The following is a 21,701-nucleotide window of genomic DNA, read 5'->3' as shown; positions in this document are numbered from 1 at the left end:
GACGAGCGTTGCGGAGAGTGACTAACGTGGGACACCGAGCCAACCCGTACGGATTTCTTGTACGGGTACGAACGGGGTCGGGCGGGTCGGGTATGGGGAGTTGGACGGGCATGAGCTCCAGAAGGCGTCCGAAGAAGAACGCGTCGGCGATGAAGATGCTGGGCGCCCAACTGGCGGCGTTTCGCCGGGTGGCGGGCTACACCCAGCGCTCACTCGGTGAGCGCGTCGCGGTCGACGAGGAACACATCGCCTCGATCGAGCAGGGCAGACGCCCCCTGAAGGAGGACCTGGCCGACACGCTGGACGAACTCCTCGACACCAGGGGCGTGTTGTCGGTCGGGGTGGAGAATCTGCCCGACGTCGATCTGTTCCCGCTGTGGGCGGAACAGTTCATGGACCATGAGCGCGTTGCCATCGCCCTGTCGCTGTACGCGAACCAGGTCCTGCCTGGTCTGCTCCAGACCGAGACATACGCGCGAACGGTGTTCCGCAACCGCATCCCGGCGTACGACGAGGACGAGATCGAGATCTTCACCGCGACTCGCATCGAACGCCAGGAGATTCTGCATCAGAGGGTTCCACCGACGATCAGCTACGTCATCTGGCAACCCGTGCTCCACACCCCCCTCGGCGGCCCGCAGGTCCACGTCGAGCAGCTGCACCACCTACGCGCGTGCTCCGAACTTCCGGGCCTCTCAGTCCAGTTCCTGCCGCTGGACCGAACCACCCACGCCGGGCTCAACGGCCCCTTCGTCATGATGGAGACCCCCGACCACCAGCACCTCGCCTACTACGAGACCCAGCGCGGTAGCCAGTGGGTCTCCGACCCCGACGAGGTGTCCATCGTGGCGCGCAAATATGCAATGCTGCGGGCACAGGCCCTCACCCCCGAGGACTCCCGGGGCCTGCTGGATCGCCTGCTGGGAGAGCAATGAGCACCGAACTGCACTGGTTCAAGTCCACTCACAGCGGCAGCGAGGGCGGCAACTGCCTCGAAGTCGCCTACGCCTGGCGCAAGTCCAGCTATAGCAGCGACGAGGGCGGCGAGTGCGTAGAGGTCGCCGCCCATCCCACCGCCATCCACATCCGGGACTCGAAGTTCACCGACGGCCCCAACCTCACGCTCTCACCCACCACTTGGGGCGCCTTCATCGCGGACCTCGGTCGCCAACTGACTTAACTTCGCATTGGTCTATACCTTGACTGGATCATGTCAGCGCGCTTGAGTGTGGGCCATACCCCCCACCGAGGAGTGATCGAGTGCTGAGACACCGAATCATGGCGTTGCTGATCGCGATCCTCGTCGGAAGCGGGCTGGGGACAGCACTCGCCCCCACCGCCTCCGCCGCCCCCACTGCCGTCACCGGCGTATGCGACACCGCCCCCAACTGGCGGGCAGGCGCCTCGTACGTAACTGGCAACGTTGTCAAATACACCGACGGCAAGTTCTACGTGGCCGAGCACGACAACCCCGGCTACGACCCCATCGTCAGCACCTGGTTCTGGGAGCCCTACAACTGCGGCGGTGGCGGCAACCCGTCCCCCACCGGATTCCCCGTCAGCGAGTCCCAGTTCAACCAGATGTTCCCGAGCCGCAACGGCTTCTACACGTACAGCGGACTGAAGGCCGCGCTGAGCGCCTACCCGGGCTTCGCCAACACCGGCAGCGACACGGTCAAGAAGCAGGAAGCCGCGGCTTTCCTGGCCAACGTCAGCCATGAGACGGGCGGTCTGGTCCACATCGTGGAGCAGAACACGGCCAACTACCCGCACTACTGCGACCGGAACCAGCCCTACGGCTGCCCGGCCGGACAGGCCGCGTACTACGGCCGCGGTCCGATCCAGCTCAGCTGGAACTTCAACTACAAGGCCGCGGGCGACGCGCTCGGCATCGACCTGCTGAACAACCCGTGGCTCGTCCAGAACGACGCGGCCGTCGCCTGGAAGACCGGCCTCTGGTACTGGAACACCCAGACCGGCCCCGGCACCATGACCCCGCACAACGCCATGGTCAACCAGCGCGGCTTCGGCGAGACGATCCGCAGCATCAACGGCAGCCTGGAGTGCAACGGCGGCAACCCCGGCCAGGTCCAGAGCCGTATCAACACCTACCAGCGCTTCGTAGGGATCCTCGGCACGACGGCAGGCTCGAACCTGTCCTGCTGACGCACCACAGCACCACAGCACCACAGCACCACAGCACCACAGCGCAGCAGCCCCAAAGACAGGGCGGCGGTCCGGGAGAACACATCCCCGGACCGCCGCCCGACCACGTTTCGGCCTCTCAGCGCAGCCCGCGCGCGACCTCGGTCGCCCAGTACGTCAGGATCATGTCCGCGCCGGCCCGCTTGATCCCGGTGAGGGACTCCAGGATCGCCTTCTCCCGGTCGATCCAGCCCCGCTCGGCCGCGGCCTCGATCATCGCGTACTCACCACTGATCTGGTACGCCGCGACCGGCACATCCACGGACTCGGCAACCTTGGCCAGCACATCGAGGTACGGACCGGCGGGCTTGACCATCACCATGTCGGCGCCCTCGTCCAGATCCAGTGCCAACTCCCGCAACGACTCACGCACGTTGGCGGGGTCCTGCTGGTACGTCTTGCGGTCGCCGGTCAGCGAGGACCCGACGGCCTCGCGGAAGGGCCCGTAGAAGGCGGACGAGTACTTGACGGTATAGGCGAGCACCGCCACGTCGTCCCGCCCAATGCTGTCCAACGCCTCGCGAACGACGCCGACTTGGCCGTCCATCATGCCGCTGGGCCCCACTACGTGCGCGCCCGCGTCGGCCTGCACCTGCGCCATCTCGGCGTACCGCTCCAGCGTCGCGTCGTTGTCGACGCGCCCCAGCTCGTCGAGCACGCCGCAGTGCCCATGATCGGTGTACTCGTCCAGACACAGATCGGACATCACAACAAGGTCGTCACCAACCTCGGCCCGCACCGCACGCAGCGCGACCTGAAGAATCCCGTCCGGATCGGTACCGGCGTTCCCGGCCGCGTCCTTCTTCTCATCCACAGGTACGCCGAAGAGCATGATCCCGGCAACACCCGCGTCAACGGCCTCGACGGCCGCCTTCCGCAGGGTGTCCAGGGTGTGCTGCTGAACACCGGGCATGGCGGAGATGGCCACGGGCTCGCTGATGCCTTCGCGTACGAACGCGGGAAGGATCAGATCGGCGGGATGCAACCGGGTCTCGGCAACCATGCGCCGCATGGCGGGAGTGGTCCGCAGCCGCCGGGGCCGGGCCCCGGGAAAGGATCCGTACACAGTCATACGCCCAACGCTACGCCCGCCCACCCCAGGCTCTTGCCGACAGAATGCCGGACCCGAACAGCCGGAGCGCCCCCGCCCCTCTCAGCCGTCCGGCGCGTGAGCACCAGGACCGGCGCGTGAGCAGGCCCCCACATTCTCCACCCCCGCCCTCTCCAGCCCGTCCGGCGCTTGAGGACCGGGTCTGGGGCGGAGCCCCAGTTACGGGAAGGGGCGGGTAGGGGAACAGCGCCGCAGGCAACCCGCACCCACAACCCCGCCGCACCAACCCGCCCGCCCCACAACCCGCACACACCTACCGCACAGCTATGTAGTCCGTCTCCGCCGAGACCCCGGCCGCCGCTCACTCGGCCGAGCGACATGCTCCCCCGCCTCGAGCGCCGCGACCCGCCGCTGCGCCCCGAACTCCGCGAGCGCCTCGGCCAGCTTGTGCACCGACGGCTCCGGCGAGAGCACGTCTACCCGGAGCCCATGCTCCTCCGCGGTCTTGGCCGTAGCAGGCCCAATGCACGCGATGACGGTCACATTGTGCGGCTTGCCCGCGATGCCCACGAGATTCCGTACGGTGCTGGACGACGTGAACAGCACCGCGTCGAACCCGCCCCCCTTGATCGCCTCACGCGTGTCCGCCGGCGGCGGCGAAGCCCGCACCGTCCGGTACGCGGTGACGTCGTCGACCTCCCACCCGAGCTCGATCAGCCCGGCGACCAGCGTCTCGGTCGCGATGTCGGCCCGCGGCAGGAAGACCCGGTCGATCGGATCAAAAACGGGGTCGTACGGCGGCCAGTCCTCCAACAAACCAGCAGCGGACTGCTCACCACTCGGCACAAGATCCGGCTTCACACCGAACTCGACCAGTGAGGCCGCGGTCTGCTCACCCACGGCGGCGACCTTGATCCCCGCGAAGGCACGCGCGTCGAGCCCGTACTCCTCGAACTTCTCCCGGACGGCCTTCACCGCGTTCACCGAGGTGAAGGCGATCCACTCGTACCGGCCCGTGACGAGCCCCTTGACCGCGCGCTCCATCTGCTGGGGCGTGCGCGGCGGCTCGACCGCGATGGTCGGGACCTCGTGCGGCACGGCCCCGTAGGAGCGCAGCTGGTCGGAGAGCGACGCCGCCTGCTCCTTGGTCCGCGGTACGAGCACCCGCCACCCGAAGAGCGGCTTGGACTCGAACCACGAGAGCTGGTCGCGCTGGGCGGCGGCGCTGCGCTCACCGACCACGGCTATGACGGGCTGGTGACCGTCCGGGGACGGCAGCACCTTCGCCTGCTTGAGGATCTGGGCGACCGTGCCGAGCGTCGTGTTCCAGGTGCGCTGGCGGGTCGTCGTACCGGCGATGGTGACGGTCATCGGGGTGTCCGGCTTGCGGCCGGCCGACACCAGCTCCCCGGCCGCCGCGGCGACCGAGTCGAGCGTGGTGGAGACCACGGTCGTCGCGTCGCTGGCGCCGATCTCCGCCCAGCACCGCGCGTCGGCGGTGCGGGCGTCCACGAACCGGACGTCGGTGCCCTGCGGGTCACGCAGCGGCACACCGGCGTACGCGGGCACGCCGACCAGCGTCGCGACCCCGGGGACGACCTCGAAGGGGATGCCCTCGGCGGCGCAGGCGAGCATTTCCTCGCCCGTGTTGCCGTCGAGACCGGGGTCGCCCGTTACCGCACGGACCACCCGCCTGCCGCCCCTCGCGGCCTCCATGACAAGATTCACCACAGTGCTGGAAGTAAGCGGTGTCTTGATGGCGGGGATACCGGCGGCCTTTGACGCATCGTCAACTGCCGTCAGCTGAGGCGTGCTTACGCCTGCCCGGGTATGGGCGCGTACGACATCGAGAACATGCGGTTCGGCGATCAGTACGTCCGCGCTCGAAAGCGCTTCGACTGCGCGCAGTGTCAGCAGCCCCGGATCGCCGGGTCCGGCACCCAGGAAGGTGACATGCCCAGGTGCGGAGGCGGCCGAAAGTGCAGAGGTGGGGCTCATTGTGCTCGCTCCCCCATAAGACCGGCCGCACCCTTCGCGAGCATCTCGGACGCGAGTTCGCGCCCGAGTGCCATCGCGTCGTTGTGCGACGTGGGTACGGGACCGGTGATGGACAGCTGCACCAGCTCGGAGCCGTCGGGCGTACCGACAGCACCGCGCAGGCGCATTTCGTTGACAACCTGCCCGTCGGCCAACAGGTCGGCCAGCGCACCCACAGGTGCACTGCAACCGGCCTCCAGGGCGGCGAGCAGGGATCGCTCGGCGGTCACGGCGGCCCGCGTGTACGGGTCGTCGAGCTCGGCGAGCGCGGCGGCGAGGTCGACGCTTGTGGCGGCGCACTCGACTGCCAGGGCCCCCTGGCCGGGGGCGGGCAGGACGACATCGACCGAGAGGAACTCGGTCACCTCGTCGCTCCTGCCGATGCGGTGGAGACCCGCGGCGGCCAGAACCACCGCGTCCAGTTCCCCACTTCGTACAAATCCGACACGAGTGTCGATGTTCCCGCGGATCGGCACGGTCTCGATGGTGAGCCCGTGGACGCGCGCGTACGAGTTGAGCTGCGACATGCGTCGCGGCGATCCGGTGCCGATGCGCGCACCGGGCGGCAGCTGTTCAAAGGTCAATCCGTCCCGGGCGACGAGGACATCACGTGCGTCCTCGCGCTGCGGCACGGCGGCGAGCAGCAGGTTGTCCGGCTGAGCCGTCGGCAGGTCCTTGAGCGAGTGCACCGCGAAGTCCACCTCGCCGGTGAGCAGTGCGTCGCGCAGGGCGGTGACGAAGACGCCGGTACCGCCGATCTGCGCGAGCTGCTCCCGCGAGACGTCCCCGTACGTGGTGATCTCCACCAGCTCGACGGGGCGCCCCGTGATCTGGCGCACCGCCTCGGCGATCTGTCCGGACTGAGCCATGGCGAGCTTGCTGCGCCTGGTTCCAAGCTTCAAGGCATTGGTCATGCCCGGCCTCGATTTCCACCGTCGGTGTCGTTCAGGTCGGCCCGGCTGACGGCGGCGACCGTCTGCGGGTCGAGGTCGAAGAGTTCACGCAGCGCGTCCGCGTACCCGGCGCCGCCGGGCTCGCTCGCGAGCTGCTTGACCCGCACTGTGGGCGCGTGCAGGAGTTTGTCGACGACACGGCGCACGGTCTGGGTGATCTCCGAGCGCTCCTTGTCGTCCAGGTCGGGCAGCCGGCCTTCCAGCCGCGCGACCTCGTTCGCGACGACGTCGGCGGCCATGCTGCGCAGGGCGACGACGGTCGGCGTGATCTGGGCGGCGCGCTGGGCCGCGCCGAAGGCGGCGACCTCGTCGGAGACGAGGGAGCGCACCTGGTCAACGTCGGCGGCCATCGGCGCGTCCGCGGAGGCTTCCGCGAGCGACTCGATGTCCACCAGGTGTACGCCGTCGAGCCCGTGCACCGCCACGTCGATGTCACGCGGCATGGCCAGGTCGAGCAGCGCGAGGCGCACCGGCGCACCAACGCCGGCCACGCGCCGGGGCCGCCGGGGCTGCGCGACGGCGGTGGCGTTGTCGGCCCAGGCGCCGTGCTGCTCCAGCGGGTCGACGCCACCGCCGTGCCGGGCGCCGGGCAGCGGGAGGGCCGTGTCACCGGGCGAGGCCACGGCTTCGGCGGCCTCCGCCAGGGCGGGGTCGGCAGCGGGGTCGGTCAGATTCGGGGTGCTCGTACCGGCGGGCACCGGACAGCCGGGGGCCGAGCTCTCGCCCTGGCCGACGGCGGTGGAACCGCCCGTGGCGAGGACGGGCACGGCGGCCAGGCCCAGCGCGGCGGCGATGTCGTCGGCCGTAAGGACCAGGCCGATCGCGCCGGTGCACGAGACGACCACGTCGACTCGTGTCAGTTCCCGCGCGACGTCGTCCATGGGTACGGCGTGGGCGACCACACCGGGGCCGCCGGTCTCGGCCAGGATCTCCGCCAGCCGCTCGGCGCGCGCGTGCGTCCGGTTGGCGACGACGATCTCGCTCACCCCGGTGCGTACGAGCGTCGCCGCGGCCAGCGAGGACATCGAGCCCGCGCCGATCACCAACGCCCGCTTGCCCCCGGCCCATTCGGCCACCGGGGCCGCGGCCGGCGCACCGGCCGCGAGCTGTTCGAGGCCGAAGGTGACGAGCGACTGCCCGGCCCGGTCGATGCCGGTCTCGGAGTGCGCCCGCTTGCCGACGCGCAGCGCCTGCTGGAAGAGGTCGTTGATCAGCCGGCCGGCGGTGTGCAGCTCCTGGCCGCGCGCGAGCGCGTCCTTGATCTGCCCCAGGATCTGGCCCTCGCCGACGACCATCGAGTCGAGACCGCAGGCCACCGAGAAGAGATGGTGGACGGCCCGGTCCTCGTAGTGCACGTACAGATAGGGAGTGAGCTCCTCGAGCCCCACCCCGCTGTGCTGGGCGAGCAGCGTGGACAGCTCGGCGACGCCCGCGTGGAACTTGTCCACGTCGGCGTACAGCTCGATGCGGTTGCACGTGGCGAGCACGGCGGCCTCGACGGCCGGCTCCGACGCGAGCGTGTCCTGGAGCAGCTTGGCCTGCGTGTCCGCGGCCAGCGACGCGCGCTCCAGCACGCTCACCGGTGCGCTGCGGTGACTCAGCCCTACGACCAGAAGACTCATGCCGGCATCACGGCGGGAACGTCCCCGTCGGGTCCCTTCCGGCTCGCCGCGGAGGCGCGCGTGACGGGCGGCGCCGCGGCAGCGGCGGCTGCCTCGGCGGCGGCCCCCTCGCCTGCCTTGCGCTGCTCGTGGAACGCGAGGATCTGCAGCTCGATGGAGAGGTCCACCTTGCGTACGTCGACACCGTCGGGGACGGTCAGCACGGTGGGTGCGAAGTTCAGGATGGAGGTCACGCCGGCGGCGATGAGCCGCTCGCTGACCTGCTGGGCGGCGCCGGCCGGGGTGGCGATCACGCCGATGGAGACGCCGTTGTCCTCGATGATCTTCTCGAGTTCGTCGGTGTGCTGGACGGGCATCCCGGCGACGGGCTTGCCCGCCATCTCCGGGTCCGCGTCTATCAGCGCGGCGACCCGGAAGCCGCGGGAGGCGAACCCGCCGTAGTTGGCGAGCGCGGCGCCGAGGTTACCGATGCCGACGATGACTACCGGCCAGTCCTGGGTCAGGCCGAGCTCGCGGGAGATCTGATAGACGAGGTACTCCACGTCGTATCCGACCCCGCGCGTCCCGTAGGAGCCCAGGTAGGAGAAGTCCTTGCGCAGCTTCGCGGAGTTGACCCCCGCCGCCGCGGCCAGCTCCTCGGAGGAGACCGTGGGGACCGAGCGCTCGGAGAGAGCGGTCAGGGCGCGCAAGTACAACGGAAGTCGGGCGACGGTGGCCTCGGGAATGCCTCGGCTACGGGTCGCCGGTCGGTGAGTTCGGCCAGTTGCCACGGTGCTCCTGCGGGATGAGCGGGGCTGCAGGCGGCCGTATGTCCCAGGACCGCCCCGTCGACTGCAGGCTATGCCTTTGTGAACGCGTGCACAAAGATGGTGTCCGATTTGTCCGTGCAAAGTGACCGGGGTCACGCAGCGCGCTCGTCCGGTCCCGGAACCACGGACCGAGCGGCCTCGTTGAAGACCCGAAGGGGGCAAAGCCGTACACACTCCTCACGTCCACGCCCCCGGGACCGCTCAAATCGCCCACGATGGTAACCGGGTTTCGGTCAGCCCCCCAGCTCCTTGCGCAGTCTGGCCGCATCCACCCGCCAGAAGGTGTGCTGCTCACCGTCGACCAGCACCACCGGAATCTGCTCCCAGTACGCCCGGTGCAGCTCCTCGTCCCGCGTGATGTCCTTCTCCTCCCAAGCCGCGCCCACCTCCTCGCACACCGCCGCGACCACGGCACGCGCGTCGTCACAGAGGTGACAGCCGGGCTTGCCGACCAACGTGACCAATCGCTCGTCGGGCCTCTTCCTCGTACGCCTCAGCAGTGGGCTCATGCCGCCATTGTGGCCCTGTACCGCCGTATCGCGTTCGGCCGCGCGACACCGTGGTCGCGGAGAGTTCACGTCACCGCATCCCCGCCCGTCCGGAACTACCGAACAGACTGGCTATGCTCACGACATGGCCGCACTGGGATGGCTCACCCCCCGTAGGCGCTCCGCCACCGCGCGGAGTGTGCTGGCGGGAGAGGCAGCAGCCGAGGCAGCACGCAAGACGTCGCAGGAACTCGACGCGCTGGACGGACTCAGCGCGTACGAGTCGCCCTCGTCCGCCACGCCACCGGAACCCGCGTTCCCCGTCGCCGGCGATGTACACGCCGCCGCGTTCTTCGACCTCGACAACACCGTGATGCAGGGCGCCGCGATCTTCCACTTCGGCCGTGGCCTGTACAAGCGGAAGTTCTTCGAGCGCCAGGAGCTCGCCCGCTTCGCCTGGCAGCAGGCCTGGTTCAGGCTGGCCGGCGTCGAGGACCCCGAACACATGCAGGACGCCCGCGACAGCGCGCTGTCCATCGTCAAGGGCCACCGCGTCTCCGAACTGATGTCCATCGGCGAGGAGATCTACGACGAGTACATGGCGGAGCGCATCTGGCCCGGCACCCGCGCGCTGGCCCAGGCGCACCTCGACGCGGGCCAGAAGGTCTGGCTCGTCACCGCCGCCCCCGTCGAGACCGCCACGATCATCGCCCGCCGACTGGGCCTGACCGGCGCGCTCGGCACGGTCGCGGAGTCCGTCGACGGCGTTTATACGGGCAAGTTGGTGGGCGAGCCGCTGCACGGCCCCGCGAAGGCCGAGGCCGTCCGCGCCCTGGCCGCCGCCGAGGGCCTGGAGCTGGCCCGCTGCGCGGCGTACAGCGACTCGCACAACGACATCCCGATGCTTTCGCTCGTCGGACATCCGTACGCCATCAATCCGGACTCGAAGCTGCGCAGGTACGCGCGCGACCGCGAATGGCGGCTGCGCGACTACCGGACCGGCCGCAAGGCGGCCAAGGTCGGCATCCCGGCGGCCGCCGGCCTCGGCGCCATCGCGGGCGGCACCGCCGCCGCCATGGCCCTGCACCGCCGCCGCCGCTAGCCCGCACGACAGCCGGGATCCGGCGCCCCCGCGGAGCGGGAGCGCGCGCGGGGCGATGGGCAATCCGGGTTCTCTACCCGCTGGCGTTCCCCGGCAGTCCCGCCACTTCCACTCGGGCACAACAGATCCAGCAAACACGCAGTTACCGAAGCGAATCGATCAACAAACGGTCACAATCTGCGACTTGATCCGCCGCCTAGACGTCGCAGAAGCGACTGAACCGGTGATTTTCGCAACTGGGTGTAGCGCTGCCTGTACGAAGCGTTATTCTCCTCAGACGCATACGGGAACCTGCTCATCAATACGATGAGCGAACGGACCCGCACTGCACGTGATGGAAGCTCTGCCTCTGGGAGTCCCGTGTACCCACACGTCGGGGTTGACGCCTCGGGCCTGGCTACGCTGCGCGCAACGGTCGGCGACCGCTTGCGCGGCTTCGTCCCCACCGCGTACGCCGTCCCCGCCCTTGCCACCCCTGCACTTGTCGGCCCTTGTTACGCCCTGGCCGACGGCGGTGCGGCGGTCGGCAGACGCAGCCGTGGCGCCGGTTCGGGCACCGGCACGTCCACCGCCCGTCGGCCCAGTGCCGACAGCGACAGCGCCCGCATGATGGACCTCGTAGAACGCGCTCAGGCCGGCGAGGCCGACGCGTTCGGTCGCCTCTACGACCAGTACAGCGACACGGTCTACCGCTACATCTATTACCGCGTCGGCGGAAAGGCGACCGCGGAAGACCTCACCAGCGAGACGTTCCTGCGCGCCCTGCGCAGGATCTCCACCTTCACCTGGCAGGGCCGAGACTTCGGCGCCTGGCTGGTCACAATCGCCCGCAACCTGGTCGCCGACCACTTCAAATCGAGCCGATTCCGCCTCGAAGTGACCACCGGCGAAATGCTCGACGCGAACGAGGTCGAGCGCAGCCCGGAGGACTCCGTCCTCGAATCCCTTTCGAACGCGGCGCTGCTGGAAGCAGTCCGCAAGCTCAACCCGCAACAGCAGGAATGCGTGACCCTGCGCTTCCTGCAAGGCCTCTCGGTCGCCGAGACGGCCCGCGTGATGGGCAAGAACGAGGGGGCGATCAAGACGCTCCAGTACCGGGCCGTCCGCACCCTCGCCCGCCTCCTGCCCGACGACGCGCGCTGACGCCCGCCGACATCCGCCGACCGGTGGACCGCAAGTCACAGTTGGTGACGCCTCGATGACGCTGTGGTCCGATCATCCTTCGCGCGTAACCCAAGTGCCACGCCGCTCGTTGTGCGGGATGCAGGCTCCCTGCGGTCACGCCATGTCCGCAGCCACTCACTCAATCGAGTGGATGCGCTCATGGCGTGCAACCTTCCGGACCCCCAGGGGAGTCGATCGTCATGACGAGAGGAGGTGCCGCCAGTGATCGCGAATGTCTCGGCACACCGGCGGGCGAACGCCTTCGCCCAGGCCCTGGAGGATCAGAATCCCCAGGGCACGGCGGCAGATCAGCCCGAGGCTACGGCCGAAGGGCCGGCTCAAGGACGGCTGTTGACCCTGGCGAACGGTCTCGGCGAACTGCCGTCACCACAGCTGGATCCAGAGGTCAAAGTGGTGCAACGGGCACAGCTCATTGCCGCCATGGAAGCCATGGTCGCCGAGGGCGGCGCGCCGACGGGCCCACTAGTGCCCGAACAGCGCACCGGCCGAGGCGCCCATCGGGCCACGCTCCGGAAATTGCGTCCCCGCTCCCGCTGGTCGAAGGGCATTGCCGCGGGCGGACTCACCGTCGGTGTGGCCGCAGGAGCCTTCAGCGGAGTAGCCGCTGCGAGCTCCGACGCCCTGCCAGGTGATTCGCTGTACGGGCTGAAGCGCGGCATGGAAGACGTCAAGCTCGGCCTGGCGGGTGACGATGCCGACCGGGGTGAGATCTACCTCGACCAGGCATCGACCCGTCTCCAGGAGGCACGTCGCCTCCTGGAGCGTGGCCGGGTATCGGATCTGGACCATGAGCAGCTGGGCGAAGTAAGACACACGCTGCGCGGAATGAAACACGATGCCGGTGAAGGCCACCGCCTGCTCCACCGGGCGTACGAGCGTGAAGGCTCGATCGGCGCCATGCAGACGCTGTCGTCCTTCTCCAAGTCCCACCGGGACGCCTGGAGCACCCTCCGCGACCGGCTGCCGGTGCAGCTGGCCGACGTGGGCAACCAGGTGAGTTCGGTCTTCGACGCCATAGACGAAGAGGTCGCGCCGCTGCAGTCACTGCTGCCCCGCGCCCCGGAGTCGGGCCGCAGCCCCGAGCGCCCGAGCTCCACCCAGGACCGCACCGGCTCGTCCGGTACGGACCGCCCGGCACCCTCCACGACCGCCTCTTCCGGCGGCCGCACAGGTGACAACAGCAAGCCGAAGCCGCCGTCCGCACCGGACAGCTCCAAGGACGACGGCCTGCTCGGCGGCGGGACGGGCGGCCTGCTCGACCCCCCGAAGAGCGAACCCACCACCCAGTCACCACCCCCGGGCAAGGGCGCCAACAAGCCCCCCACCCCGGAAGTGACCCTCCCCCCGCTGCTCCCGGGCATCCTCCCGGGCTTGGGCATCGAAGGCGAGGACCTGCCGTAGAGCGACGTATGTAGGTGTGGGGCCCACTCTTCCTGAGAAGAGTGGGCCCCACACCTACACAACCGCCGGCCACCACGGGGCCTGCGCCACCCCGACCACTCAAGCCCACCCCGCGCACTACAGCCCGTCCGGCGCTTGAGGACCAGGGCGTGTGGCGGCCCCACGTTCCCCACCCCACCCACCTCAGCCGTCCGGCGCTTGAGGACCAGGACCGGGGCACAGGCCCGCCCCCACATCTCCCACCCCGCCCACCTCAGCCATCCAGCGCTTGAGGACCAGGACCGGGGCACAGGCCCGCCCCCACGTTCCCCACCCCGCCCACCTCAGCCATCCGGCGCTTGAGGACCAGGGTCTGGGGCGGAGCCCCAGTTACGGGAAGGGGCGGGTAGGGGACCGCGCCGCAGGCAACCCGCACCCGCGCCGCACCCGCAGGCAACCCGCACCGCACCGGCCCGCGCCCCGCACCCGTACGCCCCCACTCAGAAGAACACGGACCGCCGCTGCACCAGCAGCTTGTACAGCGTGTGCTGAATCTGCTCCCGCACCTGATCCGTCAGATTGAACATGAGCATGGGATCCTCCGCCGCCTCCGCCGGATACCCCGCGGTAGGAATCGGCTCCCCGAACTGAATCGTCCACTTCGTGGGCAACGGCACCGCCCCCAACGGCCCCAGCCAGGGGAACGTAGGAGTGATCGGGAAGTACGGAATCCCCAGCACCCGCGCCAACGTCCGCGAGTTGCCGATCATCGGATAGATCTCCTCCGCCCCCACGATCGAGCAAGGCACAATCGGCGCCCCCGCCCGCAGCGCGGTCGAAACGAACCCGCCCCGCCCGAACCGCTGCAACTTGTAGCGATCGCTGAACGGCTTCCCGATCCCCTTGAAGCCCTCCGGCATCACCCCGACGACCTCACCCCGCCGCAGCAACTCCTCCGCGTCCTCCGCACAGGCCAGCGTGTGCCCCGCCTTGCGAGCCAGCTCGTTGACGACCGGCAGCATAAAAACAAGATCCGCCGCGAGCAGCCGCAGGTGCCGCCCCGCCGGATGGTTGTCGTGCACCGCGGTCTGCAGCATCAGCCCATCGAGCGGCAGCGTCCCCGAGTGGTTGGCGACGATGAGCGCCCCGCCCTCCGACGGGATGTTCTCGACGCCCTTCACCTCCACCCGGAAGTACTTCTCGTAGATGGGCCTGATCATCGACATCAGGACCTTGTCGGTGAGCTCCTCGTCGTAGCCGAACTCGTCGACCTCGTAATCACCGGTGAGCCGCCGCCGCAGGAACGCGAGCCCGCCCGCGATCCGCCGGTCCCAGCCGCCGGCCTCCGGCTCGCCCACCGACCCCACAGAACCCACCGACCCCGCCGCCCCGCGCCCGCCGGCCTCGGGCTCCACGCCGAGCACCGCGTCGTCCGGCGCCGTCTGCTGCTCCGGTACGGGCGCGAGCGCCCCGCCCTTGCGCCCGGGAGCGCGCTTCGCCTTGGGGTCCTTCGCGGCGGCGTCCTTGCTCTTGGGCCTGGCTGCTCGCCTCGTCCTCGGTTCATCACCGAAGGGGATGACCTTGGCATCGGCCATGTCAGGTGCGCTCCTTGTTGACGAGAGTGGAGAGCCGGTCCACGCCACGGGCCACTGCCTCCGGCGGCAGCAGCCCCGCACCCCGGCTGCGCGCGAAGTCCGCGAAGGTCTCCGCCGTCGTGTACTTGGGGTCAAAGCCCAGTGTTTCCCGCATCTGGGTCGTCCGGACCACCCTGCCGTGCGTGAGCAAACGAATCTGCTCGGGAGAGAAATCGGTGATCCCGATGGTCCGCAGCGCGGACCCGACCCAGGTGACGGCGGGCAGCAGGACCGGCACCGTCGGCCGGCCGAGCCGCCGCGAGCACTGCGAGAGCAGCAGCACCCCGTCGCCCGCGACATTGAAGGTGCCGCTGTTCAACGACCCGCGCCGCGGGTCGTGCGACGCGATACGCAGGACATCCATCACGTCGTCCTCGTGGACGAACTGGAGCCGCGGGTCATAGCCGAAAACCGTCGGCAGCACCGGCAACGAGAAGTACTCGGCCAGCGGGGAGTCGGCGCAGGGCCCCAGGATGTTCGCGAAGCGCAGCACGCACACGGCCACATCGGGCCGGCGCCGCGCGAAGCCCCGCACATAACCCTCGACCTCGACCGCGTCCTTCGCGAAGCCGCCGCTCGGCAGCGACTTGGGGGAGGTGGTCTCGGTGAAGACGGCGGGATCACGGGGCGCCGATCCGTACACGCTCGTACTGGACTTGACCACGAGCCGCTTCACCGTGGGCGACTTCTGACACGCGCCGAGCAGCTGCATGGTGCCGATGACGTTGGTCTCCTTGACCGACGTCCGGCTGCCCGCGCTCAGCGGCATGCCTGTGACATCCATGTGCACGACGGTGTCCACGTGGTGCTCGGCGAGAACACGCGCGATGCCGGACTGGCGGATGTCCGCCTGCACGAAATCGGCGCCGCCCAAGTGGTGCTCGGGATATACGGCGTCGACGCCGATCACCCGGTCAACATCGGCATCACGCTGGATACGCCGCACGAAGCGGCCTCCCAGCTGCCGGGCCACGCCTGTGACGAGCACGACCTTGCCCAAGATCAGCGCCTTCCCTAGGTCCCCTAGCGCCACCGTAGCGGTTCGTTGTTGCGCTGTGATGACCGCACCGCACCCGAAGTGACCGCAGCGACCCTTTGCGTCACACCGTAAACGCACCGCAGCCCCTCCACCAGGACGGTGGAGGGGCTGCGGTTCACATACAGCTGTCGCTTACTTCTTGTTACGACGCTGAACACGGGTGCGCTTGAGCAGCTTGCGGTGCTTCTTCTTGGCCATCCGCTTGCGCCGCTTCTTGATAACAGAGCCCACGACTACCCTCGCTCACTTCTCTTCACTCGGTGCGGGGCGTCTGGGCCCACACGACCTACGAGGGCCTAGCCTACCCGCCACCGGGTGAGGGAGGTAATCCGAGGTGGACGTCAGCCCGCTTCCACCCCCACATAGGACTCGCGGAGGTACTCGTGAACCGCTTGCTCCGGAACCCGGAAGGACCTGCCCACCCGGATCGCCGGCAGATGACCACTGTGCACCAAGCGGTACACGGTCATCTTCGACACTCGCATTACCGAAGCGACTTCCGCGACGGTCAGAAACTTGACCTCATTGAGAGGCCTCTCGCTGCCAGCAGCCATGACCCACCTGTACCTTCCGCACCCGACGCGCACCGGCTTCCCCTCCGGTGACTCTTCGTCGTTGTGCGCTCACTCCCCAGACTAGGGGCGGGTGATGCGAGTGGGGAAGAGGAGCAGCCACCGGCCGCCTACTGTGACAGACACGCCCGATTGAGTACATAGCGAGTAAGCGGTCGGTAGTAATCAGACCGCACAGCGTCATCAAGCGGAACGGCGACGGACACCCGCCCCTCGGCCTCTCCGACGAACAGCGCGGGGTCGTCCGTATCCGCCAGACCGATGGCCTCAATACCGAGCTGACCTGCACCGCAGACCCATCCGTGGTCTCCGACGACCAGCTCGGGGAGAGGTCCGCCACCCTCCGCCGCAGCGGCCAGCGCGACCCGAATCGGGAGGGGAGAATGGGAGTGTGCGCCGGTCTCACTCGCGGGACCACGCGCGCCGGGTTCGCGCATCAGCGCGACTCCCCGTACGTAGTCAAGGTTGTACGTGCGTACCCCGAACCGGGTCGTTATGTCGACACATCGCCCCTGCGCGGAGGTGAGTACGACGCACCCGGCCGCCGACAAAGCGTCTGCCAACGCGGCGTAGAAGCCGAGCAGTCGGTGCGGATGCCCGGTCCCGATGAGCACCGTCGACCTCCGCGCGGCGGCCTCCCCCAACCGCCCGGCGAACGCACCCAGCGCCGCCAACGTCCGTTCGGGGTCGATCACATCAGGTCCTACCGTATGCGCGGGGTCGTCCGACACCCCGCACTTCTCGGCCATCAGAGCCATCACCTCACGCGCACCCCAGGCTCGTTCGGGCTCCAGCCCGAGCAGCACACGGGGATCACGCGCGGCGAACGCCCGATAACTCCGCAGGCTGACTTCCCGGGTGGTGGCCACGGGCCCGGCCAACCGGGCCGCCAACAAATGCGCACGCAGCGCGCCGGTACTCAACACCCGCCACATGCTCCCGCAGTCCCCGGCGTCCCGTACCAAAACCCCGGATACGCCGCACAGTTGGCGTAACACCTCGTATGCTCCCGGGACTCACGTGGCTTCCGCACCTCCCGTGACCACAGCGCCCCGCGGACGAGGCAAGCCCGGAGGCCCCGCCCGCGACCCCGCTACGGCAGCATTCCCCGCAATGGAAACACCGCCCGTCGCGCGGCCAGCACCGCCTGGTCCAGCCGATCCGCGGGATCGTACCCCGCCTCCCAGCCCTGCCAGGCCGGCGTCCGACCGTCAGTCATCCGCCCCGGCCCCAACTGCCGGGTCCGCGCGTACACCTCGTCCTGCCAGGACGCCGGAATAACGGACTCCGGATCAATCGGCCGGTGCGCCGCGATCGCCACCAAATGCGTCCAGGACCGCGGGACGACATCCACCACCGCGTACCCGCCCCCGCCCAGCGCGACCCACAACCCGCCCTCCACGTACTCGTGCGCGAGGTCATGGCACGCCGCCTGCACCGCCCGCTGCGCATCGAGGGAGACCGCCAAGTGCGCCAACGGGTCGTCGAAATGCGTGTCCGCACCGTGCTGGGTCACCAGCACCTGAGGTCGGAAATCCGCCAAAAGCTCCGGCACCACCGAGTGGAACGCCCGAAGCCATCCCTCGTCCCCGGTCCCCGCGGGCAGCGCCACATTCACCGCACCACCCTCCCCCGCACCGCCACCCGTCTCCTCGGGCCACCCGGTCTGCGGAAAGAGCGTCCGGGGGTGCTCGTGCAGCGAGATCGTGAGCACCCGCGGGTCCTCCCAGAACGCCGCCTGGACCCCGTCCCCGTGATGCACGTCAACATCCACATAGGCGACCCGCTCGGCCCCCAGCTCCAGCAGCCTGGCGATCGCGAGCGCCGCGTCGTTGTAGATGCAGAAGCCCGCCGCGCTCCCCGGCATCGCATGGTGCAGCCCACCCGCGAAGTTCACCGCGTGCGCGGCCTCCCCCCGCCAGACGGCCTCCGCCGCTCCCACCGACTGCCCGGCGATCAGCGCCGACGCCTCGTGCATCCCGGCGAAGGCCGGATCGTCGGCGGTCCCGAGGCCGTACGCCCCGTCCGCACCTCCCGGATCCGCCGACGCGGCCCGTACCGCCGCCACGTAGTCCTCGCGGTGGACGAGCCGCAGCGTCGAATCGCCGGCGGCCGGCGCGGCCACCACGTCCACCGCCCGGTCGAGCCCGTACGCCCGCACCAACCCCATGGTCAGGTCGAGTCTCACCGGGTCCATCGGGTGGTTCGCCCCGAAGTCGTATCCCGTTACCGCGTCATCCCACATCAACAGTGCGCGCCCGCTCATGCCCGCCACCGTATCGGTCGCCCTCCGCGGCGAACGACTGGGCGTACACCAGTGTCACCAGCACCAGAACCATCGGTACGAGCATCGCGCCCCGATAGCTCCACGCGTCCCCGAGCGCCCCCACCAGGGGCGCCCCGACCAGGAACCCCACGTAGTTGAAGACATTGATCCGGGCGATGGCCGCATCACTCGCCCCGGGGAACATCCGCCCCGCCGCCGCGAACGTCTGCGGCACGATCACACACAGCCCGAGCCCCAGCATCGTGAACCCGAGCATCCCGACACCGACCCCGGGCGCCACCGCCACCACTCCGAACCCCGCCGCGGCCACCACGGTCCCGCACCGCACCACCGCCACGGCCCCGAAGCGCCGCACCCCCAGGTCCCCGACGGCCCGCCCCAGCAGCGTGGTGACCATGTAGATGTTGTACGGAAGAGTCGCCGTCTGCTCGGACGAACCGAGCACGTCCTGGAGGTACTTGGCACTCCAGTTGGAGACCGTCGAGTCTCCGATGTACGCGAAGGTCATCACCAGGCACAGCGGCAGCAGAAGCTTGAACCCGACCCCGGGCGCACGCTTCTCGCCGGCCCGCACGGGCGCCACCGCCGACGCCACCGCCCCGTCGACGTACCACCGACTGCCGATGAGCGCGGCCGGCAACAACACGGCCACCACCGGCAGATACGAGACGAACAGCGACAACTCCCAGTGCGCGCCCACCCAGGCGAGCGAGGCACCCACGATCCCGCCCAGGCTGTACGTCGCGTGGAACCCGAGCATGATGCTGCGCCCGTACGTCCGCTGAAGACTCACCCCCAGCATGTTCATCGACGCGTCCAGCGCCCCCACGGCCAGTCCGAACACACCCAGCGCGACGGCTACTTGCCACACCTCACGGCCGGCTCCGACGCCGAGCAGCGCCAGCAGCACCACCGGTTGCGACCACCTCAGCACCACGCTGGGCGGGATCCGCTTCACCAACTGCTCGGTGGTCACACTGCCGACGCCCGCCAGGATCGGCACGGCAGCCAGGAAAACGGGCAGCAGCCCGTCGGATATCCCGTACCGGTCCTGGACGGCGGGCAGCCGGGTCACCAGAAGCGCGAAGGCCACGCCCTGCGTGAAAAAGCTCAAACCCAAGGAGGCCCTGCCGTGCCGCAGGCGCGTGTCTGTCATGGCCGCACAGCGTAGGCGCGCCATCTACCCATGGGTAGATGGATCACACAAGGAATCCCTGGAGCTCCCCCATGTCGGAGAAGAACCCGGTCGCCCCGGTCAGCCGCTCAGCGGGCGTCATGGCCGTGAAGCCGTACACGTCCATGCCCGCCGCCCTGGCCGCCGCCACGCCGAGCGGACTGTCCTCGACCACCGCGCAGCGGTCCGCGGGTACGCCCATCTGTTCCGCGGCGTAGAGGAAGAGGTCCGGTGCGGGCTTTCCATGCCCGACGTCCTGGGCGCTGAAGATCCAGCTGTCCTCGAACCACTCGTCGAGCCCCGTCACCAGCTGCCCGACCCGGATCCGCTCGTGGGTGCCGGAGGAGGCCACACAGTAGGGGACCCCGTCCGCGACGAGTTTGCCCAGCACTTCGGCCACCCCGGCCACCGGGGTCAGCTCGCGCTCGAAAGCGGCGAAGATACGGGCGTGCAGGGTCTCGTCGAAGTTCTCCGGCAGCTGTCGCCCGGTCCGCTCCTGCACAAGGTCGTGCACCCGGTGCACAGCGGCCCCCATGTAGTCGCGCAGTGAGTCGTCGTACGAGGTGGGGTGCCCGAGCTCGGTCAGATAACCGGCCAGGATGTTGTTGGAGATCGGCTCGCTGTCCACGAGCACGCCGTCGTTGTCGAAGATGATGAGGTCGTATCGCATGCCCCGACCCTAAACGCAAAAAAGCCCCGGCTCCTGGACATAAGTCCAGAAGCCGGGGCATAAAAATTGTTCGGCGGCGTCCTACTCTCCCACAGGGTCCCCCCTGCAGTACCATCGGCGCTGAAAGGCTTAGCTTCCGGGTTCGAAATGTAACCGGGCGTTTCCCTAACGCTATGACCACCGAAACTCTATGAAGTTAACCAAACCGGTGTATGCACAGTTCGTTACTTCAGAACTAACACAGTGGACGCGAGCAACTGAGGACAAGCCCTCGGCCTATTAGTACCAGTCAGCTCCACCCGTTACCGGGCTTCCACATCTGGCCTATCAACCCAGTCGTCTACTGGGAGCCTTAACCACTCAAGGTGGTGGGAATACTCATCTCGAAGCAGGCTTCCCGCTTAGATGCTTTCAGCGGTTATCCTTTCCGAACGTAGCCAACCAGCCGTGCCCTTGGCAGGACAACTGGCACACCAGAGGTTCGTCCGTCCCGGTCCTCTCGTACTAGGGACAGCCCTTCTCAATATTCCTACGCGCGCAGAGGATAGGGACCGAACTGTCTCACGACGTTCTAAACCCAGCTCGCGTACCGCTTTAATGGGCGAACAGCCCAACCCTTGGGACCGACTCCAGCCCCAGGATGCGACGAGCCGACATCGAGGTGCCAAACCATCCCGTCGATATGGACTCTTGGGGAAGATCAGCCTGTTATCCCCGGGGTACCTTTTATCCGTTGAGCGACAGCGCTTCCACAAGCCACTGCCGGATCACTAGTCCCGACTTTCGTCCCTGCTCGACCCGTCGGTCTCACAGTCAAGCTCCCTTGTGCACTTACACTCAACACCTGATTGCCAACCAGGCTGAGGGAACCTTTGGGCGCCTCCGTTACTCTTTAGGAGGCAACCGCCCCAGTTAAACTACCCATCAGACACTGTCCCTGATCCGGATCACGGACCGAGGTTAGACATCCAGCACGACCAGAGTGGTATTTCAAGATTGACTCCACACACACTGGCGTGCATGCTTCAACGTCTCCCACCTATCCTACACAAGCCGAACCGAACACCAATATCAAACTATAGTAAAGGTCCCGGGGTCTTTCCGTCCTTCTGCGCGAAACGAGCATCTTTACTCGTAGTGCAATTTCACCGGGCCTATGGTTGAGACAGTCGAGAAGTCGTTACGCCATTCGTGCAGGTCGGAACTTACCCGACAAGGAATTTCGCTACCTTAGGATGGTTATAGTTACCACCGCCGTTTACTGGCGCTTAAGTTCTCAGCCTCGCACACCCGAAGGTGCACTAACCGGTCCCCTTAACGTTCCAGCACCGGGCAGGCGTCAGTCCGTATACATCGCCTTACGGCTTCGCACGGACCTGTGTTTTTAGTAAACAGTCGCTTCTCGCTGGTCTCTGCGGCCACCCCCAGCTCACGGAGCAAGTCCGATCACTAGTGATGGCCCCCCTTCTCCCGAAGTTACGGGGGCATTTTGC

Annotated in this window: 20 protein-coding genes and 2 rRNA genes (1 of these 22 cut by a window edge); 6 read left to right on the top strand and 16 right to left on the bottom strand. The window is 68.3% G+C overall.

The window, feature by feature from the left end:
• Positions 1-110: 110 nt before the first annotated feature.
• The 3 genes from ACLLJJ_RS22545 (at position 111) to ACLLJJ_RS22535 (ending at position 2,166) form a co-directional block, all read left to right on the top strand.
• Positions 111-935: a helix-turn-helix domain-containing protein gene (locus ACLLJJ_RS22545; RefSeq protein WP_434594494.1), complete on the top strand. Its 825-nt coding sequence runs from the start codon at positions 111-113 to the stop codon at positions 933-935.
• A complete protein-coding gene (locus ACLLJJ_RS22540; RefSeq protein ID WP_434594493.1) occupies positions 932-1,180 on the top strand; it encodes a DUF397 domain-containing protein in 249 nt (82 codons plus the stop codon). The genes ACLLJJ_RS22545 and ACLLJJ_RS22540 overlap by 4 nt, the downstream gene beginning before the upstream one ends.
• 98 nt (positions 1,181-1,278) lie before the next feature.
• Positions 1,279-2,166, top strand: a complete 888-nt coding sequence (locus tag ACLLJJ_RS22535) for a chitinase (RefSeq protein ID WP_434600487.1) — start codon at positions 1,279-1,281, stop codon at positions 2,164-2,166.
• Positions 2,167-2,284: 118 nt separating this feature from the next.
• Here the strand turns inward: ACLLJJ_RS22535 and hemB are convergent, their stop codons facing one another.
• The 6 genes from hemB to ACLLJJ_RS22505 all read right to left on the bottom strand — a co-directional run bounded on the left by hemB (position 2,285) and on the right by ACLLJJ_RS22505 (position 9,186).
• Positions 2,285-3,277, bottom strand: a complete 993-nt coding sequence (gene hemB, locus ACLLJJ_RS22530) for a porphobilinogen synthase (protein WP_434594491.1) — start codon at positions 3,275-3,277, stop codon at positions 2,285-2,287.
• 303 nt (positions 3,278-3,580) lie between these two features.
• Positions 3,581-5,254: a uroporphyrinogen-III synthase gene (locus ACLLJJ_RS22525; RefSeq protein ID WP_434594489.1), complete on the bottom strand. Its 1,674-nt coding sequence runs from the start codon at positions 5,252-5,254 to the stop codon at positions 3,581-3,583.
• Positions 5,251-6,207 carry a hydroxymethylbilane synthase gene (hemC, locus tag ACLLJJ_RS22520; protein WP_434594487.1) on the bottom strand — a complete coding sequence of 319 codons (957 nt, stop codon included), beginning with the start codon at positions 6,205-6,207 and terminating at the stop codon, positions 5,251-5,253. Before hemC ends, ACLLJJ_RS22525 begins: the two co-directional genes overlap by 4 nt.
• On the bottom strand, positions 6,204-7,868 hold the full coding sequence (locus tag ACLLJJ_RS22515) for a glutamyl-tRNA reductase (RefSeq protein WP_434594485.1): 1,665 nt from the start codon (positions 7,866-7,868) through the stop codon (positions 6,204-6,206). The genes hemC and ACLLJJ_RS22515 overlap by 4 nt, the downstream gene beginning before the upstream one ends.
• Positions 7,865-8,638 carry a redox-sensing transcriptional repressor Rex gene (locus ACLLJJ_RS22510; protein ID WP_434594482.1) on the bottom strand — a complete coding sequence of 258 codons (774 nt, stop codon included), beginning with the start codon at positions 8,636-8,638 and terminating at the stop codon, positions 7,865-7,867. Before ACLLJJ_RS22510 ends, ACLLJJ_RS22515 begins: the two co-directional genes overlap by 4 nt.
• 272 nt (positions 8,639-8,910) lie before the next feature.
• A complete protein-coding gene (locus tag ACLLJJ_RS22505) occupies positions 8,911-9,186 on the bottom strand; it encodes a glutaredoxin family protein (RefSeq protein WP_434594479.1) in 276 nt (91 codons plus the stop codon).
• A 124-nt stretch (positions 9,187-9,310) separates the two neighbouring features.
• Here ACLLJJ_RS22505 and ACLLJJ_RS22500 point away from each other — a divergent pair, with 124 nt between their 5' ends.
• The 3 genes from ACLLJJ_RS22500 to ACLLJJ_RS22490 all read left to right on the top strand — a co-directional run bounded on the left by ACLLJJ_RS22500 (position 9,311) and on the right by ACLLJJ_RS22490 (position 12,853).
• Positions 9,311-10,267 (top strand): HAD family hydrolase, encoded by a 957-nt coding sequence (locus tag ACLLJJ_RS22500; protein WP_434594477.1) that lies wholly within the window; start codon positions 9,311-9,313, stop codon positions 10,265-10,267.
• Between the two features lie 360 nt (positions 10,268-10,627).
• Positions 10,628-11,410, top strand: coding sequence for an ECF subfamily RNA polymerase sigma factor, BldN family (locus ACLLJJ_RS22495; RefSeq protein WP_347125370.1), 783 nt, complete (start codon positions 10,628-10,630; stop codon positions 11,408-11,410).
• A gap of 243 nt (positions 11,411-11,653) precedes the next feature.
• Positions 11,654-12,853 carry a DUF5667 domain-containing protein gene (locus ACLLJJ_RS22490; RefSeq protein WP_434594474.1) on the top strand — a complete coding sequence of 400 codons (1,200 nt, stop codon included), beginning with the start codon at positions 11,654-11,656 and terminating at the stop codon, positions 12,851-12,853.
• Positions 12,854-13,332: 479 nt separating this feature from the next.
• On the opposite strand, the gene ACLLJJ_RS22485 is transcribed toward ACLLJJ_RS22490, so the two are convergent.
• The 10 genes from ACLLJJ_RS22485 to ACLLJJ_RS22440 all read right to left on the bottom strand — a co-directional run.
• Positions 13,333-14,427, bottom strand: a complete 1,095-nt coding sequence (locus ACLLJJ_RS22485) for a lysophospholipid acyltransferase family protein (RefSeq protein WP_434594473.1) — start codon at positions 14,425-14,427, stop codon at positions 13,333-13,335.
• A 1-nt stretch (position 14,428) separates the two neighbouring features.
• On the bottom strand, positions 14,429-15,466 hold the full coding sequence (locus ACLLJJ_RS22480) for an NAD-dependent epimerase/dehydratase family protein (protein ID WP_434594470.1): 1,038 nt from the start codon (positions 15,464-15,466) through the stop codon (positions 14,429-14,431).
• Between the two features lie 171 nt (positions 15,467-15,637).
• Complete coding sequence (locus ACLLJJ_RS22475; RefSeq protein ID WP_003948845.1) at positions 15,638-15,736, bottom strand: 30S ribosomal protein bS22; 99 nt, start codon at positions 15,734-15,736, stop codon at positions 15,638-15,640.
• A 110-nt stretch (positions 15,737-15,846) separates the two neighbouring features.
• Positions 15,847-16,059, bottom strand: a complete 213-nt coding sequence (locus ACLLJJ_RS22470) for a helix-turn-helix domain-containing protein (RefSeq protein ID WP_434594434.1) — start codon at positions 16,057-16,059, stop codon at positions 15,847-15,849.
• 128 nt (positions 16,060-16,187) lie between these two features.
• Complete coding sequence (locus tag ACLLJJ_RS22465) at positions 16,188-17,003, bottom strand: phosphatase (protein ID WP_434594431.1); 816 nt, start codon at positions 17,001-17,003, stop codon at positions 16,188-16,190.
• A gap of 167 nt (positions 17,004-17,170) precedes the next feature.
• Positions 17,171-18,343: an acetoin utilization protein AcuC gene (locus tag ACLLJJ_RS22460; RefSeq protein ID WP_434594428.1), complete on the bottom strand. Its 1,173-nt coding sequence runs from the start codon at positions 18,341-18,343 to the stop codon at positions 17,171-17,173.
• On the bottom strand, positions 18,312-19,520 hold the full coding sequence (locus ACLLJJ_RS22455) for an MFS transporter (protein ID WP_434594425.1): 1,209 nt from the start codon (positions 19,518-19,520) through the stop codon (positions 18,312-18,314). The genes ACLLJJ_RS22460 and ACLLJJ_RS22455 overlap by 32 nt, the downstream gene beginning before the upstream one ends.
• Positions 19,521-19,563: 43 nt before the next feature.
• Complete coding sequence (locus tag ACLLJJ_RS22450; protein WP_434594422.1) at positions 19,564-20,208, bottom strand: HAD family hydrolase; 645 nt, start codon at positions 20,206-20,208, stop codon at positions 19,564-19,566.
• Positions 20,209-20,276: 68 nt separating this feature from the next.
• A 5S ribosomal RNA gene (gene rrf / locus ACLLJJ_RS22445) occupies positions 20,277-20,393 on the bottom strand.
• Positions 20,394-20,467: 74 nt separating this feature from the next.
• Positions 20,468-21,701: ribosomal RNA gene (locus tag ACLLJJ_RS22440) — 23S ribosomal RNA — on the bottom strand; it runs 1,889 nt beyond the window's last position.

The sequence above is a fragment of the Streptomyces sp. A5-4 genome, from assembly GCF_051131715.1.
In the GTDB taxonomy this organism is placed as follows: Bacteria; Actinomycetota; Actinomycetes; order Streptomycetales; family Streptomycetaceae; genus Streptomyces.
Note: the sequence above shows the minus strand (reverse complement) of the source record. Positions and strands in the feature narration are given on the sequence as shown.